The 15,713-nt window shown below is 49.6% G+C and carries 12 protein-coding genes; all 12 read left to right on the top strand.

The window, feature by feature from the left end; translation table 11 throughout:
* Window positions 1–19 precede the first annotated feature (19 nt).
* The 12 genes from ribBA to GVJ32_RS03490 all read left to right on the top strand — a co-directional run bounded on the left by ribBA (window position 20) and on the right by GVJ32_RS03490 (window position 15,689).
* Window positions 20–1,156, top strand: coding sequence for a bifunctional 3,4-dihydroxy-2-butanone-4-phosphate synthase/GTP cyclohydrolase II (gene ribBA / locus GVJ32_RS03545; RefSeq protein WP_159238686.1), 1,137 nt, complete (start codon window positions 20–22; stop codon window positions 1,154–1,156).
* A 51-nt stretch (window positions 1,157–1,207) separates the two neighbouring features.
* The gene (gene ribH / locus GVJ32_RS03540) at window positions 1,208–1,669 is read left to right on the top strand and encodes a 6,7-dimethyl-8-ribityllumazine synthase (RefSeq protein ID WP_159238685.1); all 462 of its coding nucleotides are present in this window, start codon (window positions 1,208–1,210) and stop codon (window positions 1,667–1,669) included.
* 106 nt (window positions 1,670–1,775) lie between these two features.
* Complete coding sequence (gene nusB / locus GVJ32_RS03535; protein ID WP_159238684.1) at window positions 1,776–2,282, top strand: transcription antitermination factor NusB; 507 nt, start codon at window positions 1,776–1,778, stop codon at window positions 2,280–2,282.
* A gap of 15 nt (window positions 2,283–2,297) precedes the next feature.
* Window positions 2,298–3,266, top strand: a complete 969-nt coding sequence (gene thiL / locus GVJ32_RS03530) for a thiamine-phosphate kinase (RefSeq protein WP_159238683.1) — start codon at window positions 2,298–2,300, stop codon at window positions 3,264–3,266.
* An 18-nt stretch (window positions 3,267–3,284) separates the two neighbouring features.
* Window positions 3,285–3,761 carry a phosphatidylglycerophosphatase A family protein gene (locus tag GVJ32_RS03525; protein WP_159238682.1) on the top strand — a complete coding sequence of 159 codons (477 nt, stop codon included), beginning with the start codon at window positions 3,285–3,287 and terminating at the stop codon, window positions 3,759–3,761.
* Window positions 3,762–3,805: 44 nt separating this feature from the next.
* On the top strand, window positions 3,806–5,002 hold the full coding sequence (gene purT / locus GVJ32_RS03520; RefSeq protein ID WP_159238681.1) for a formate-dependent phosphoribosylglycinamide formyltransferase: 1,197 nt from the start codon (window positions 3,806–3,808) through the stop codon (window positions 5,000–5,002).
* A 60-nt stretch (window positions 5,003–5,062) separates the two neighbouring features.
* Window positions 5,063–5,323 (top strand): DUF4160 domain-containing protein, encoded by a 261-nt coding sequence (locus tag GVJ32_RS03515; protein WP_159238680.1) that lies wholly within the window; start codon window positions 5,063–5,065, stop codon window positions 5,321–5,323.
* A 5-nt stretch (window positions 5,324–5,328) separates the two neighbouring features.
* On the top strand, window positions 5,329–5,565 hold the full coding sequence (locus GVJ32_RS03510; protein WP_159238679.1) for a DUF2442 domain-containing protein: 237 nt from the start codon (window positions 5,329–5,331) through the stop codon (window positions 5,563–5,565).
* Window positions 5,566–5,793: 228 nt separating this feature from the next.
* Window positions 5,794–7,407 (top strand): TolC family protein, encoded by a 1,614-nt coding sequence (locus tag GVJ32_RS03505; RefSeq protein WP_159238678.1) that lies wholly within the window; start codon window positions 5,794–5,796, stop codon window positions 7,405–7,407.
* A 7-nt stretch (window positions 7,408–7,414) separates the two neighbouring features.
* Entirely contained in the window at window positions 7,415–9,637 is a 2,223-nt protein-coding gene (locus tag GVJ32_RS03500) for an ATP-binding cassette domain-containing protein (protein ID WP_159238677.1), read from the top strand.
* Window positions 9,634–10,812 (top strand): HlyD family efflux transporter periplasmic adaptor subunit, encoded by a 1,179-nt coding sequence (locus GVJ32_RS03495; protein ID WP_159238676.1) that lies wholly within the window; start codon window positions 9,634–9,636, stop codon window positions 10,810–10,812. The genes GVJ32_RS03500 and GVJ32_RS03495 overlap by 4 nt, the downstream gene beginning before the upstream one ends.
* Before the next feature lie 386 nt (window positions 10,813–11,198).
* The gene (locus GVJ32_RS03490; RefSeq protein WP_159238675.1) at window positions 11,199–15,689 is read left to right on the top strand and encodes a beta strand repeat-containing protein; all 4,491 of its coding nucleotides are present in this window, start codon (window positions 11,199–11,201) and stop codon (window positions 15,687–15,689) included.
* Window positions 15,690–15,713: the final 24 nt, after the last annotated feature.

Raw genomic sequence — 15,713 nt, 5'->3', positions numbered from 1 at the left:
GGCTAATTAAGGCATTACTATGGCGACAAGCAAAATAGAAGACCTGATTCAGGATATCCGTCTGGGCAAGATGGTGATATTGATGGATGACGAAGATCGCGAAAACGAAGGCGATCTCGTCATGGCCGCTGAGTGCGTGCGCCCGCAAGACATCAACTTCATGGCCAAATACGGTCGCGGCTTAATTTGTATGCCGATGACTCGCGAGCGTTGCAAACAGTTAAATCTGCCTTTAATGGTAGATCGCAACGCCTCCGGTTTTGGCACCAAATTTACTCTGTCGATTGAGGCCACCAAGGGTGTGACCACAGGTATTTCTGCTGCAGATCGGGCGCATACCGTTCGCACAGCGGCGGCGCGTAATGCGGTTGTCGCCGACATTGTCCAGCCTGGTCATATCTTCCCGCTGATGTCCGAGCCGGGCGGTGTGCTAAGTCGCGCCGGCCACACCGAGGCCGCCTGCGATTTGTCGCGGCTGGCAGGTTTTGAAGCCACCGGCGTTATCTGCGAAATCATGAATGAAGATGGCACAATGGCCCGTCGCGAAGACCTAGAAATCTTCGCCGCCGAGCACGACTTAAAAATGGGCACCATCGCCGACTTAATTCACTACCAAGTCCTGCACGAACAAACCATCGAAAAAATTAGCAGCGGGACTATCACCACAGATTTTGGTGACTTTACCCTGAATGCTTACAAGGACTCAGTCGCAGGCGAAATTCATTTTGCTGTTTTGAAAGGTGAGATTAACGCCAGCACACCAAGCCTTGCACGGGTGCATTTGGGTTCCTCGGTGCGTGACTTATTGCAAACCCAGCCGCCGGGTCTGACCACCGGCTGGAATATGCATCGGAGCTTAGAAACCATTGCCGCCCACGGTGGCGTGGTGGTGTTGCTGGCAAACCGCGAAACGCCGGAGTCGATCTTGGCGGAGTTAGGCATTGCTCAGGGTACGCAGCCGCCATTGCAGGGCGATAGCGTGCAGTATCAAACCACCTACTTTAATGTGGGCTTGGGCTCGCAAATATTGCGTGATGTTGGCGTTGGTAAAATTCGTCTGATGGGCGCGCCGGTAAAATATAACGCAATTTCTGGTTTTGATTTAGAAGTAGTTGAATTTGTCAGCCCCGATAATATTGCAACGGCTGCGGAATAAAAAATAGGCGTAGGCAGGTACTGCGTTTGTAAATTTTGAAAGGAAAAGAACATGAAAACTATCGAAGGTAATTTTGTCGCGGCGGCAGGAAAATACGCGATTGTGGTTGGCCGCTGGAATAGCTTTGTGGTTGAAAGTTTATTGGAAGGTGCATTAGATGCACTGCGCCGTCATGGCGTGAGCGAAGACAGCGTTACTATTGTGCGCGCCCCTGGAGCGTTTGAAATTCCGTTGGTATGTCAAAAAGTGGCCGACAGTAAAAGCTACGATGCCATCATCGCCCTGGGTGCAGTAATTCGCGGTGGCACACCACATTTTGAATATGTTGCGGGTGAATGCGTAAAAGGTTTGGCGCAGGTTTCTATGCAATACAGCGTGCCGGTGGCATTCGGTGTGCTGACGGTTGACTCTATTGAGCAAGCCATCGAGCGTGCCGGCACCAAGGCTGGTAACAAAGGTGAAGAGGCCGCGATGTCGGCCATCGAGATGGTTGGCCTTCTAAAGCAGTTGTAATTTTTGTTTGAAAACTGGGCAGCAGCCTAGCATTGTTTCGTGCGGCCCTCATGCGGTAGCACGGTTTTTTATTTGTGGTTTTATCCACTGAACATGAGAATATTTTGTGGCTAATCGTCTTCAGAATCCATCCCGCAATCAGCTAGCGGCAGACCGACGCAAGGCGCGTCACTATGCAATGCAGGCTTTATATCAATGGCATATGGCCGGCCAAGCATTGAACGAAATCGAAGCGCAGTTCCAAGCTGACTACGATATGAGTCATGTCGATAAAGAATTTTTTCACGACCTTGTGCACAATATTCCCGCACAACTAACGGCCTTGCATGACCTGTTTGAAAAGCACCTAGATCGAAAATTAACGGACCTCGATCCTATTGAATTGTGTTTGTTGCGCATGGGCTCGTACGAACTGCTGCGCCGCATTGATGTCCCGTATAAAGTCGCCATTAACGAAACCATAAATCTAGGAAAACGCTTTGGTGCCACCGACGGTTACCGCTATTTAAACGGCGTGCTTGATCGTGTTGCAGTAGAGTGTCGCGCGGTAGAAGTGGCGGCAGAAAAAGGCAAGGCGCCCAAGTCTGCCAAGCCAGCCGCCGACGAAGAATAGTTTGCGTTAGCTATTATGCCGGCAACTGAATTCGACATAATCCAACGTTATTTTCGCGAGGGTGCCGGCAAAGTATCTGACACCCACGCGAAGATCGTTCGCTGCGGAATAGGTGATGACTGTGCGGTGTTGGCTATGCCCGCTGGCGAAGAATTACTGCTGTCGGTAGATACCTTGGTCGAATCCGTTCACTTCCCTAAAAATTATTCGCCCGCCTTATTGGCGCGGCGTGCTTTAGCCGTGTGCGTGAGTGACTTGGCGGCAAGCGGCGCATCACCACTTGCCTTTACCTTGGCGTTGACCTTGCCAGAGGTAAATGAAAATTGGTTAAGCGAATTTTCTGGCGCGCTTGCCTGCGCGGCTGCTGAGTTTGACGTGGTGCTGGTCGGTGGCGACACCACGCGCGGGCCTCTGTGTATGAGTTTGCAGGTAATGGGTTCTACACCCTCTGGGCAGGCCTTGTTGCGCAGCGGCGCGCAAATTGGCGATGCCATTTTTGTATCTGGCAGCGTCGGTGATGCCCATGCGGCGCTCGCGTGTCTCGATCAAGCCCCGCAAAACTTAAATGACGATCAGCACTATTTATTAGCGCGCTACCACGCGCCGACGCCACGTTTGGCATTGGGTTTGAAATTACGCAATCTCGCCACCGCCGCTATCGATATTTCTGACGGCCTCGCCGCAGATTTAACACATATCGTAAATGCCAGTGGCGTTGCCGCTGTGCTTAATTTGCAAAACCTGCCAATATCGCCGGCCTTGCAGCGCGCCGGTGGCGCGTTAGATTCGGCGCTCAGTGGTGGCGATGATTACGAACTGTGTTTTACCGTGCCAGCATCCCGTCGCGCCGACATCGCGGTGCTGAGCGAAAGCCTGAATTTGGCACTCACCGAAGTGGGCTATATAGAAGCGGGTAATGGCCTGCGCTGCTACGATGCGCAACAAAATTTGTACTCACCTCGTGGTGGTTACCAACACTTTTAAAACTGGGTTACTTTATTTATGACAACAAAAATTCCAGTTTCATTATTAAAAAATCCGGTGCATTTGCTTTCCGTCGGTTTCGGTAGCGGTTTGGCAACAAAAGCCCCCGGCACGTTCGGCACACTTGCGGCGCTACCGTTTTGGTTTTTGCTGCAATACCTGTCGCCAGCAAATTATATTATCGTGCTAATTATCGCCTTTGCGGCGGGGGTGTATTTCTGCGGAGAAACCGCAAAAGCCTTAGGTGTGCACGACCACGGCGGCATTGTGTGGGATGAGTTTGTCGGTCTTTGGATTGCCCTGTTTTTGGTGCCGCCAAATATCTTTTGGGTCGCGCTGGGTTTTGGTCTGTTTCGCTTATTTGATATATGGAAGCCGTGGCCCATTCGTGTGCTAGACGCAAAAGTGCACGGCGGCTTTGGGATTATGATCGACGACGTATTGGCCGGCGTGTATGCCTTTTTAGTGCTGCAGCTGTGCTTTGTATTAAGTTAATAGACAATTTGGCTATTGGCGAATCCGAAAAATAAGAGGGAATCATGGTTACCTTAGGCACCCCCTTCAGCGACACCGCATGCAAAGTTTTACTCTGCGGTGCCGGCGAGCTTGGTAAAGAAGTCGCAATTGAGTTGCAGCGTTTAGGCGTAGAAGTGATTGCCTGCGACCGCTATGAAAATGCGCCGGCCATGCAAGTGGCTGATCGCAGCTACACCTTCTCGATGTTAGACGGTGCAGAATTGCAACGCGTCATCGAACTGGAAAAGCCAGATTACATCGTGCCAGAAATTGAAGCCATCGCCACCGACACCCTCGTCGAGTTGGAGCGCGAAGGCTATAACGTCGTGCCAACGGCGCGAGCAGCGCAGCTCACTATGAATCGTGAAGGCATTCGTCGTTTAGTGGCTGAGAAGTTAGAATTGCCAACATCGACCTATCGCTTTGCAGACAGCAAAGACGAGTTTGACGCAGCCATTGCAGAAATTGGTCTGCCTTGTGTGGTTAAGCCCATAATGAGCTCGTCGGGGAAGGGGCAGAGCTTAGTAAAACGCCTTACCGACGTAGACGCCGCATGGAGCTACGCGCAAGAAGGCGGTCGCGCTGGTGCGGGGCGGGTCATTGTAGAAGGCTTTGTCGATTTTGATTACGAAATAACGCTGCTGACTATTCGCCATCGCGGCGACAGCGAAGACACCACAACAAGCTACTGCGCCCCCATTGGCCACTTACAAAAAGATGGCGACTATCAAGAGTCATGGCAGCCGCAGCCGATGTCAGAAACAGCCCTGCTGCGCTCCCAGCAAATTGCAGAGCAAGTCACCAGCGCCCTCGGTGGCTGGGGCTTGTTCGGCGTAGAGTTGTTTGTGAAAGGTGACGAGGTCATCTTTAGCGAAGTCTCGCCCCGCCCCCACGACACCGGCTTGGTCACTCTTATATCCCAAGACCTGTCGGAATTTGCGCTGCACGCTCGCGCCATTCTCGGCTTGCCCATCCCCAATATTCAACAAAACGGCCCCTCGGCCTCGGCGGTGATATTAGTAGAAGGCGAATCTAAGCGAGTTTCCTTCGGCAACCTTGAATACGCATTAGAAGCACCAGACACCCAGCTGCGCTTATTCGGTAAGCCCGAGGTGAGTGGAAAGCGTCGGATGGGAGTTGCTTTGGCGCGGGGTGAAGATATAGAAGATGCCCGTACAAAAGCCAAAAGAGTCGTCGAGGCAATTGTGGTTGGTGTGTAGGGTTGTTTGCGGCACAATAGCTTTTGGTAAGTTACTCGTAGAAAATGCTCAGGGGTATGCGTGCCTACTATTAGTGAATTTTTTGGCATTCTGATTCGAATGTATTATGACGATCATAATCCACCGCATTTCCATGCTTACTACAGTGAGTATGAGGCAACTGTTTCGATTGAAACCTTGGAAATAATGGAGGGTGCATTGCCTAGGCGCGCAAAAGCGCTGGTCATTGAATGGGCAATGGATCATCGACAAGACCTGCTAAATGATTGGCATTTAGCTGAGCAGCACAAACCCCTAAACAAGATTGAGCCATTGGAGTAAGGCGTGTGCGTAGAGTTACCAATGTAGAGGTTAGGCCAGCATATACCCTCGTGCTCACCTTTGATGACGGTGTATGTGGTGAAGTATGTCTTGCCGACCGGCTTTTCGGTCCAATGTTTGAGCCTTTAAAAGACCCTACATTTTTCGCGTTAGTACGGATAGATGCGTTTGGTGCAGTGTGTTGGCCAAACGATGCAGATTTGGCGCCGGATGCATTGTACCGTAAAGTCACTACTCATTAACTGCGTTAAGTGAGTTCAGGTTGCTGCTAGTTAGCCCCTTGCCCTAGCTTGCTGGAAGTAGTGTAAGTGCTGTGATCAGGCGCAATTACTAGAATCCCGAGTATGCTAGAGTCGTTAATTGCTTTGTTAAAATGGGTCTGCTAGTATCCCGAAACTTTTTTATGTCGTAGCTGTGCTCGTGTCGAAAGGCATAAATCGCACACGTTTAAACTCACAAACCTGTTGGCAGTGGAAAGCACATGGCTAGGTGGACGTTCAGCGTTGGCTTTTGCGAATGATCCTTTCATCACCTCCCGTGTTGGTAATACAAACCTCAAAGTTGGTAGCATGCTCTTTAAAGAGAAACAAAATGCAGCTTTAGTTTCTTTAAGCTGGACTGTTACGGCACCTTTTATCATTGCGTTAATAGCAACTTTATTAACTGCCTGCTCATCTGTTGAATCAAATGTAAGCGAGGACGCCGTCGCGCCACCTCCGGCGGTGCTTTACTCCGAAGTCATGGTGCGCTCCATGGGTGGCGGCGCGCAAGATGACGACACCGGCGAGCTGTCAAACTCCTATTCCCTAGGCCCCATCGAGGCCAACGAAGAACTCGAAATGAGCGTCCAGCTCTATTCAAACGCGCCCGCAGAAACCGAGCACCTGCTAAGTTTGGGCGATGTGCTAGGGCGAGTCTGGCAAGAGCACCCCAATGTTCAGCGCGCCTTGTCAGAAGTTGAAGCGACAGGTTACGAAATTTCCGGTGCGCGGACTGGTTTTTACCCTTATTTATCTTTGAGCGCGACCCAAGCCAGTAACGATGCCTCGGCCACGACCCTGAATGTAATCCAGCCGCTATGGTCGGGTGGGCGAATTGGCGCAGAAGTGAGCGAGGCCGAAGCGGGTCAATACTACGCATTGGCAGACCTCAACAAGGTCAGGCTAGATTTAGCCCTAGACGCCAGCGAAGCTTATATGAATGTTGTGCTGGCTCAGGAACAGGGGCAGTTGTGGGCGCGATATATAAAGAACCTAGAAGCGCTCCTAGACACCATCACCCGCCGAGCTGATCTCGGTGTATCGCCGCCATCAGACATCCAAACAGCGCAAACGCGGCTTAGTCAGGCGCGGGCGGGTTTGCAGGCAAGTCACTCTATACTGCTGCGTAGCCGCTTGCATTTAGAGTCATTGCTGCATCGACCTGTGCACAATGTAAATTGGCCAGAAGAAGAATATCGCCTGTCCCATCAGGAAATGTTTCGTATACTTGATAGTCGCGCAGTGAACTTCCATCCTTACCCACAGCTTGCCAGCGCAGAAATTGCGATACAAAAAGCGCAGGTTAAGGTTGCAAAATCTGCTATCTACCCCCAATTAAGCTTGCAGTACAGTGCCCAGCTTGATCAGTCAGACGGTGACTTCACCCCAGACTCCTCTACGCAACTGGTACTGCAGTACGCAACGGACAGTGGTTTGCGGGGCTACAACAGCTATAGAGCCATACTTCAGCGTTTGACTGGGGCAGAGCAAGATTTGATTTACTCAAAACGAGACGTCACCGACATCGTGAGTAGTGCATATTCAGAGCGCAATGCATCGCAGGAGCAATTCTACGCACAGGTAGAAGCAGCGCGCGCGGCGGTTAAATTGGTAGACAGTTTCCTTAGGCAGTTTAAAGTGGGTCGCAAGGCCTGGCTTGAAGTGCTGAATGCGCACCGCGAGGCGCACGAGGCGCTACTGGAAATCTCCAATATAAAAAGAAATTATTGGTCGGCGAATACCCGTCTGGCTTTACATGGAATGCTGTGGGCACGGCTACACGCCGGCGCGCCTTCAACCGAATTGACATTCGCAGAACAATAGGTCCGATATGAAAGGTGAAGTTTCAGATTCTGCAAACACAAAAGAGCCAAAAAAACAGCTCGAAGAGTCGGGTCGCCCTGGGATCAAGACTGTCGATGACGACAAAAGTATCTCCCTGCATGTGGCTAGCAAAACCCTCATGGACATGGCTCGGCGTCGCGGTTTGCATGCGTCGCAGTTTGAAGCAGAGCAGGCTTGGCAGCAGGTAACCGCGTCAAATAGTCGCGACAGATTGGTCGCCGCGTGGAAATCCCTCTACAAAGGTCATGCGGTAGCCACCAGCACCGTTGGTCTACTTTCGCCTAGCCAATTGCCAGCGTGGATTATTATAGAAAACAGCATGGGCGTTGTGCTCAAACTGGCAGAGGGCGACAAGCCAATTCAAATACAGTGGTTTGGTGCAGAGCCTAGCAGGCTGCCGGCAAACCCAGAGGTCATGATCCCCGTCGCGCCAATGGCAGACTCCAGCGCCGAGAGCTTCTTAAAAGAAGAGCCCGTTGGTCAGGCTTCAGAGGCAATACGGGTCGGCTTAAAAGCCCACGCTCCCCTCTTGATGCGGGTTGCACTGGTATCAATCTTCATCAATGTCATCGCCGTTGTATCGTCACTGTTCGTCATGCAGGTATACGACCGCGTTGTTCCCAACTTTGCCTACGCTACCCTATGGTTCTTGGCGGTAGGTATGTTGGTAATGTATGTATTCGACGTGCTATTTAAGCTCGTGCGGCACAAAATGATGGACGCGGTGAGCAAGCGTTTAGACGAAGCCCTATCGCTATTCATATTTGAACGACTGCTAGGCTTAAAATTAGATCGCCGCTCAAGTCGGCAGGGCTCGCTGGTCGCACAGGTGCGCGATTACGAATCGGTAAAACAATTCTTTACCTCCTCAACCTTATTTGCCTTGGTCGATCTGCCCTTCGTCTTCATGTTTATCGGGGTTATTTACCTAATAGCCGGCCCCGTGGCGCTGGTGCCTTTGGCGTTTACTGTATTAAGCGCGTTAATTGGTTTTATCGCCTACAAACCGCTGGCCAGAATTCAACAAGAAAACAACGACGCCGTGGTACGTCGGCAGGGCATGTTGTTTGAAGTTGTATCAAGCGGTGAAATCGTAAAATCACAGGGCGGCGAGGCCAAATTTGGCGACGCATGGCTAAACGCAACGCGTGAAACCTGCGACAGGGGGGAGGAGCTAAACTACGTTTCAACCCTAGTGCAAATAATGACCAGCTTCTTCCAGCAAGCCTCCTACGTATTTTTAATCATTGTGGGTGTTTACGTAATTGAAGCCGGCGGCCTTACCGTAGGTGGTCTAATCGCGTGTTCAATCCTCGGCGGTAGAACCCTTGCAAGTATCTCCGGTATTTCCGGTTTGCTGGTGCGCTGGCACCACGCCAACTACTCATTAAAAATTCTTAATCAATTATTGTCTGCGCCCAGTGACATTCATTCCAACCGCGAAGCCAATACCTACTCCATGCCGCTGCACCTTGACCTAAAAGAGGTCAAATATGCATATACGGGCTCATACCTGCCTCAATTTAGTGCGGAGTCGCTGCGTATTGCCGCCGGCAGTAAAGTCGCGGTATTGGGTCGTAACGGCTGTGGTAAGTCGACTCTTCTAAAGCTATTAGCCGGTGTGGCCACACCAAATCAGGGCGAAGTTCGTATTGCGGGCTTGAATTATGAAAACTGTCGTTTAAGCTGGCTGCGTGAAGTTATCGGCTACCTGCCGCAAGACCCGCGGCTCATTTCCGGCACATTATTAGACAATCTCACGCTAGGTATCAGCATGCCAAGCGAGGAAGAAATTGTTGCTGCGCTAGAAAAAACCGGCCTTATTGAAGCCGTGCAGCGTCACCCAATGGGCTTGCAACTCCCTATCGCAGAAGGCGGTGCAGGTATGTCGGGTGGTCAGCGTCAAGCCGTTGGCTTAACGCGTCTAGTACTTCAAAAGCCAAAAATATGGCTACTAGACGAACCAGCCGCCAGTCTAGACTCCGTGCTAGAACAAAAGGTAATAGACATCATTAACGAGCTGCCGGCTGACACAACGGTAATATTCACAACCCATAAACAATCATGGGTTAATTTAGCGACTCGCGGATTCATCATCCACAACGGCGAGATCGTTAAAGAGCTGTTGCCAGATGCGGCTGCTCAAGCAAAAAATGTCGAAAAGCCGGCCAGCGCGCCGTCAGTAGTAAACGTAGGTAATGTGCAATGATCGGCCAAGAAGACCTGTTTTCTCGCAGCAGACCCGTCAATGTCGGCTTTGCAGGTCGCATGATGTGGGTGCTAGGCCTTACAATACTGGTAGGCGTTGCCTGGGCTAATTGGGCTGTACTAGACGAACAAGTGCGCGCTAGCGGCAAAGTCATTGTGTCGAGCCGCTCACAAATAGTCCAGGTCGTAGACGGTGGTGTATTAGAGACCCTATACGTAAAAGAGGGTGACCTAGTCAAAGCCGGCGACATTATTGCCGAGCTTGATCGTGCACGCTTCGCGGCAAGCGTGGCAGAAACTAAATCTAAAGTGTTAGACCTACGCGCTAACGCCGCGCGCTTGATCGCAGAGCTAGACGGTAAGCCGTTAAAGTTTACTGACGACGTACTAAGCGAAGGCCAGTTAGTGCAGCGTCAAAGTGACCTACATCGTCGTCGTTTGCGTCAGCAGCTAGAAGAGCGTGAAAGCGTACAAAAATCACTTCGCCTTGCAGAAGAAGAGCTAGACGCTCTGCAACAATTGGCATCAACCGGCGACGCCTCTCAGTCAGAAGTGCTAAGCTCTCGTCGCCAAGTAGTGGAGTTGCGCGGCAATTTGGCTAATAAGCAAAATGAGTATCGTCGCGACGCACAAAAAGAACTCGCCAACACAGAGGCCGAGCTGGAACAAACATTGCAAGTTCTTAAGCAGAAGCAAGAAGCGCTATCGGCAACACAAATTACCGCGCCAATGGCAGGAACAGTAACAAATATTGGTATAACAACCATGGGCGCCGTACTAAAAGGCGGTGACGAGCTTTTGCAAATTGTGCCATCAGGGGAGCCGCTACTTGTAGAAGTGCGTGTTTACTCCAAAGACGTTGCCTTTATACGCCCAGGTTTGCGCGCAAACGTAAAGTTAGACGCCTACGACTCAAGCATCTACGGATCGCTAGTTGGCGAAGTCGTATACGTCAGCGCAGACACCATTGACGAAGACTTGCGTCAGAACGAAGATCCGTATTACCGTGCTCAGGTAAAAATAAATGAACTGCCAGACAGGCCGAGCATGAAAGCAATAGAAGTAATCCCGGGGATGACAGCCACAGCTGAAATCATCACGGGGCATAAAACAGTAGCGCAATATATTATGAAACCGCTGCGCAGAGGAAGCGCCGAGGCTTTAACAGAGCGGTAACATGCATATTTTAGAATAGTCTTTCTAAGTGTTAAAAGTTTTAGCTAAGGGCGTCAGTACAGGTGTTATATAAGGTTAAAAAAGGCGATAATCGCCAAATAACTTTAACAAACACCTGTAGATGTTGTTTATACCAAATAAAATTGATGTTCCCAGTGTTTGAGGTATTGACGTGTTGACATCGCTGACGTACCTTTTAGCCTGAAAAAATTATGTCAAGTCGGTATATATGCATACCGATCTTGAGTTACGCGTTTTTCGTGATTAAATGCGTGCTTAATTAACGGGTTTTACCGCCCGTTCTTGACAAGAATACTGATTGATAAAGTCAGTTAATGTAGCGATTCCGGCGGTTGTCGGATAGTACTCGTACCCAGGAGATACAAATGAAAAAGCAAGAAATGCAAGAACGCGTTACAGTGGATGTGGATACGACTGCTGTCGACACACTGTCTGCCGAATTGGCAGCCGCTGTTGCCCCACAATCCGACCTGAATCAAGCACCTGCGGAAGAGCTCTTCGACAATGAGAAGAAGCTTGACGAGGAGCTGGAACTCAGCGAAGGCCAAATTCAAGCCGAAGCTGTACAAGTAGCATCAACTGATGCCGCTGCAGCAGCAATGGTAGTAGACACTGCAGCAGCTACCTCTGGTATCGGCGGCGGTGCTGCAAGCGCAGACGGTGGTGTTTCTCCACTAGTATGGGCTGGCGGTGCATTACTAACTGCAGGCGCAATCGTTGTTGCAACTGACGACGATGACAGCGACGGTCCAAAATCTACTCCAACACCAGTGAATACTGCTCCAACTGCTGACGCGACTAAAGCAGTAACTGTTGATCAAAACAGCGGTGCAAAAGTTATTTCTATCATTGCAAGTGATGCTGAGCAAAGCCCAGGTGAATTGTCATACGCAATCGTTAGCGACCCAAGCCAAGGCACCGTAGTGCAAAACGCAGGCACCAACCAGTTTACCTACACCCCAACTGCGGGCTTGTCAGGTGCTGACTCATTTGTCGTTCAAATTTCTGACGGCAAAGGTGGCGTAACTACCCAAACGGTAAACATCACTATCGAGCCAACGCCAGGTACTGATCCAGGCACAGTTGAACTAACAGCAGGGACTGATATCGCTACTGCTGATACTTTTATAGCACCAATGGTCTTCACTCCAGACGGTTCTGACCGCATCCTGTCTCTGCAAGACGAAGACATTCTGACTGGTACTGCTGGCAAAACTGATAACACCCTGAATGCAACCATGGGTAATATCAACGCTGACGAAGGTACTACAGGCGTTGTTACTCCTGAATTGCACAATATTCAAAACATTAACATCGACTGGACAGGTACTACCCGTACTTTAGATCTACGTAACTCAGATTCTACTGCTCGTGTAAATATTGAGCGCATTACTCAGGATGCCGGTACTGCTGGTGCCCCGATTACTGTTGACAATATCAGTACGCCTGTAAGTGATCTGCGTGTGCATAACTCTGCCTCTGACGATGCGAACGTTATCTTTACATATAAGCAAGGCGTACTTGACGGTGACGATACGCTAGCATTAGAGCTTGACGATGTTTTGGCTAATGGAGTTGTTCAAAATGCTCGTGGCTCTGGTGCGGCGACAGAAGGTTTCGAAACAGTAAACCTAAATGCAATTAACGGTGTTGACCTTAATGCATTTGCAATTAACGAGATGGAGTCTTTGGTTATTACTGGTAGTGATAACTTAAAAGTTCTTAACTTAGTGGCGAATGCGGGTGCTTTTGAATTCAACGCAATTCTTGGTGGCGCAATTGGTAACCCTAGTGCGGTTGGTCTGCTGAACCTTGATGCATCTGCATTCACCGGTGATACGATGCTTGATATCACTACCGCTGTGGGTGGCTTTAACGATCCACAAAATTCGGGTGCGAGAGTTCACACGGATGTTAAGGGTGGTTCAGGTGACGATGCGTTCTACACCACTGCAGCTATTGCGGCAACAACTACAGGTACAACAACTGTTCGCGATTTAATTGATGGTGGCGCTGGTAGCAACAAAATCGTAACCACTAGCAATATTGCGGCAAATGTACAAGGTGAGGCGGCTGCAATCAGCAATGTTCAGGGTCTTGAGCTTCGCCAGCAAGCTGGCGCCGCGCAAACCGTGGATTTTGATGCCTTTGATAGCTCTCTGACTTCTGTGTTAATGCGTGGCGAACAAGGTGCCGGAGCAGTATTTAACCTGTTTGACTTGGGTGCGACCTTGGCCGAAAGCGGCGGCTTACAATTAAATCACGGTATTTCCGGTGCTGCTGCCCCAACAGTTAACGTATTGTTAAAGGATGCTTCAGGGGCTAGCGACACAGTTGCGATTACTCTTGAAGATGACCTTAACATTCCAAACCCAGACGCGCGCGGCAACAATGTTTTCAACTTCACCTTAAATATTGATGGCGATAACGCTAACGGCGACACCATCAAAAATGATGGCAAAGTAGAAAACGTAACTATCATTGATAACGACGTTGAAACTAACACCGTGACATTGGGTAAAGTTAGCGAGCACACTGGCACCTTAACCTTGTCAGGCGGTGAAGCTGGTGATGAGTTCACAGTTGCGGGCAATTTGATCAGTTCAGTAATTGACGCGTCTGCTCAAGCAAGTGATTTGCGCTTGTCTGTAGGTACGGCTAATCAAGACATCCGTTTGGGTACTGGCGACGACCTGTTGACCTTTAATGCAATTGATCAGTTTACTGCAGCAGATAGCATTAGCGACGCTGGCGGTAATGACACAGTTCGTGCTGCATTTAGCCAAGACGGTAACCTAGCATTAACTAATATCGAAAACCTGCACATTATTGCTAACCAGAACGTAACACTTGGTATGGCGAATGCTGATGTTGATAATCTAGTGATCTTGGCAGATATCGCGGCTGATGGTAGCGTAGATAATTCACCAGTGACTGCAGAGCCGTTTGGTCTTGGTGTTCCAGGTGTGGCCACTACAGATATCATTACCTTAAATGATACCTCGTTGAGTGTGTTGAATTTCTCTGCTGATCTTGATACAGATGATGACAACACTGCAGCAAATCGCGTTCTAGCCGAAGCTGCAGCAGTTACTGCTGATCCAACATGGAGTGGCATAGGCTCAACTGCAGCTGGTGATGCAGCGTACAAAACTGTTATTTCTGACGAACCTACAGTAGCGAACTTTAACGGTGTTACCCTTGCCAATAATACAGCCGGTCCTTTGACTGTTAATATTAATTCAGCACTTGATGATGTCATTTACGGTGCAACTGCCTACAACGTGGGTCAGTTAACTGCACACGGCGTTACTAGCATGGACATCAACATCACTGATGAAGATGTGACAGCTGGTGCGGCTAATGCTGTAACAACTATCAATAATATCTTCGCTAAGAACATGGCTTCATTGACTGTGGCTGCTGCTGATGATGTTGTATTGGGCACTGTATCTGGTTCGCCTCTAAACAATTCTTTAAGCAACTTTGACAGCACAAATGTGGGCGGTGATCTTACTGCACAGGTTATTTCGCTAGGCGATAATGCAACAGTAGCATTGGGTGCTGGTGATAACGTGTTCTCTGCGTTGGGTTCTGCCGGTAAAGACGTGGTTATTACAGCTGGCAATGGTATGAACACAATTACCGGTACTGCGCAAGATGACACCATTACTACTGGCTCTGGCTGGGATATTGTAATGGGTGACCGTGGTGATAACGTTATTACTTCAGGCGCGGGTGATGACACCTTAACGGCTAAAGATGGTAACGATATCTTTGATGTTGGCTCTGGATTTAACACCGTTACTGACAACCTAGGAACTGGTATAGACGCCACGCTAGCGACAAACACTGTTTCTATCAACAATGGTTTTGCGCAAGTACTTATCGATACCGATGGTGTTGGTGGTGCTTTTGTAGATCAAATGTTGGCAGTTGGTAATGGCTCTGATCTAACTGTAAGCTGGACTGGTGCAACGCTTCTAGATAACAGCGCGGTACTAGATGGTAGTTTGGCGACTGTTGCAGCAAGTGCAGGTCCAGCTACTCTAACTGGTGATGCAAACGCAAACCTATTCATCTTGGATGGTGTTGGCACTACACTAAATAGTACTAGTTTACCTGGTGCTACTGCTGGCGTAATCACTGTCAACGGTGGCGCTGGTAACGACGTTGTAATCTGGACTGGCTCCGCGGCGGGTGATGGTTTGGTATTCAACGGTGGCGCAGGCAACGATGCGGCAGTTGGTAGTATCGATAACGATATCTTCACTGGTGGTGCAGGTGCTGATAAATACGTTATGCAAGATGTTGCTGCTGAAGCTGCTGGATTCGAGAGAATTGATACAGTAATTATTGCTGATGGTGAATCTACCGCTTCTGCATGGGATGTTGTGGTCGGTTTTAATGCTGATTTCGCATCTGCGTTAGGTACTCTTGCTGGCTCCGGTACTCTTGGTGGTGATGTGTTGGATCTGTCATCTACACTGATTAGTGCTGCTGCTGCTAACGTCAATGGTACTAATGCTGGCGCAGTTCAGTCTCATACTATTGATGTTAACGGACTAGTAACTTTCGATACGAATGATACTAATGCGTTCTCTGCTGTAGTTGTTGGTACAGGTGCGGGTCAAATTAGCTTGACTGACGCCTTGTCTTACTTAGCTGCTAACTTGAATAGCACTAATGAGACCGTTGCCTTCCAATACGATGCAAATGGGAACGGTCTTGGCGCTGAAGACAGTACTTTTGTCTTCCAAGATGGTGCTGCAGATACAGTTGTTGAGCTGGTAGGTTTGTACAACGGTGTTGAGGCACTTGGTGCAGGTACTGCAGGTCTTGTTGAAATCGGCTAATAAGTCTTTTTCAAATAGGGTTGC

Origin of the sequence: Zhongshania aliphaticivorans (genome assembly GCF_902705855.1) — a bacterium.
GTDB classification, from domain to species: Bacteria; Pseudomonadota; Gammaproteobacteria; order Pseudomonadales; family Spongiibacteraceae; genus Spongiibacter; species Spongiibacter aliphaticivorans_B.
The sequence above is the reverse complement of the archived record's forward strand: the minus strand, read 5'-3'. Positions and strand labels throughout refer to the sequence as shown.

Excerpts from the sequence above, each read along its gene's own strand:
- ribH (WP_159238685.1), top strand. The coding sequence starts at position 1,208 with ATGAAAACTATCGAAGGTAATTTTGTCGCGGCGGCAGGAAAATACGCG.
- GVJ32_RS03490 (WP_159238675.1), top strand. The coding sequence starts at position 11,199 with ATGAAAAAGCAAGAAATGCAAGAACGCGTTACAGTGGATGTGGATACG.
- GVJ32_RS03495 (WP_159238676.1), top strand. The coding sequence starts at position 9,634 with ATGATCGGCCAAGAAGACCTGTTTTCTCGCAGCAGACCCGTCAATGTC.
- purT (WP_159238681.1), top strand. The coding sequence starts at position 3,806 with ATGGTTACCTTAGGCACCCCCTTCAGCGACACCGCATGCAAAGTTTTA.
- GVJ32_RS03500 (WP_159238677.1), top strand. The coding sequence starts at position 7,415 with ATGAAAGGTGAAGTTTCAGATTCTGCAAACACAAAAGAGCCAAAAAAA.
- GVJ32_RS03525 (WP_159238682.1), top strand. The coding sequence starts at position 3,285 with ATGACAACAAAAATTCCAGTTTCATTATTAAAAAATCCGGTGCATTTG.
- ribBA (WP_159238686.1), top strand. The coding sequence starts at position 20 with ATGGCGACAAGCAAAATAGAAGACCTGATTCAGGATATCCGTCTGGGC.
- thiL (WP_159238683.1), top strand. The coding sequence starts at position 2,298 with ATGCCGGCAACTGAATTCGACATAATCCAACGTTATTTTCGCGAGGGT.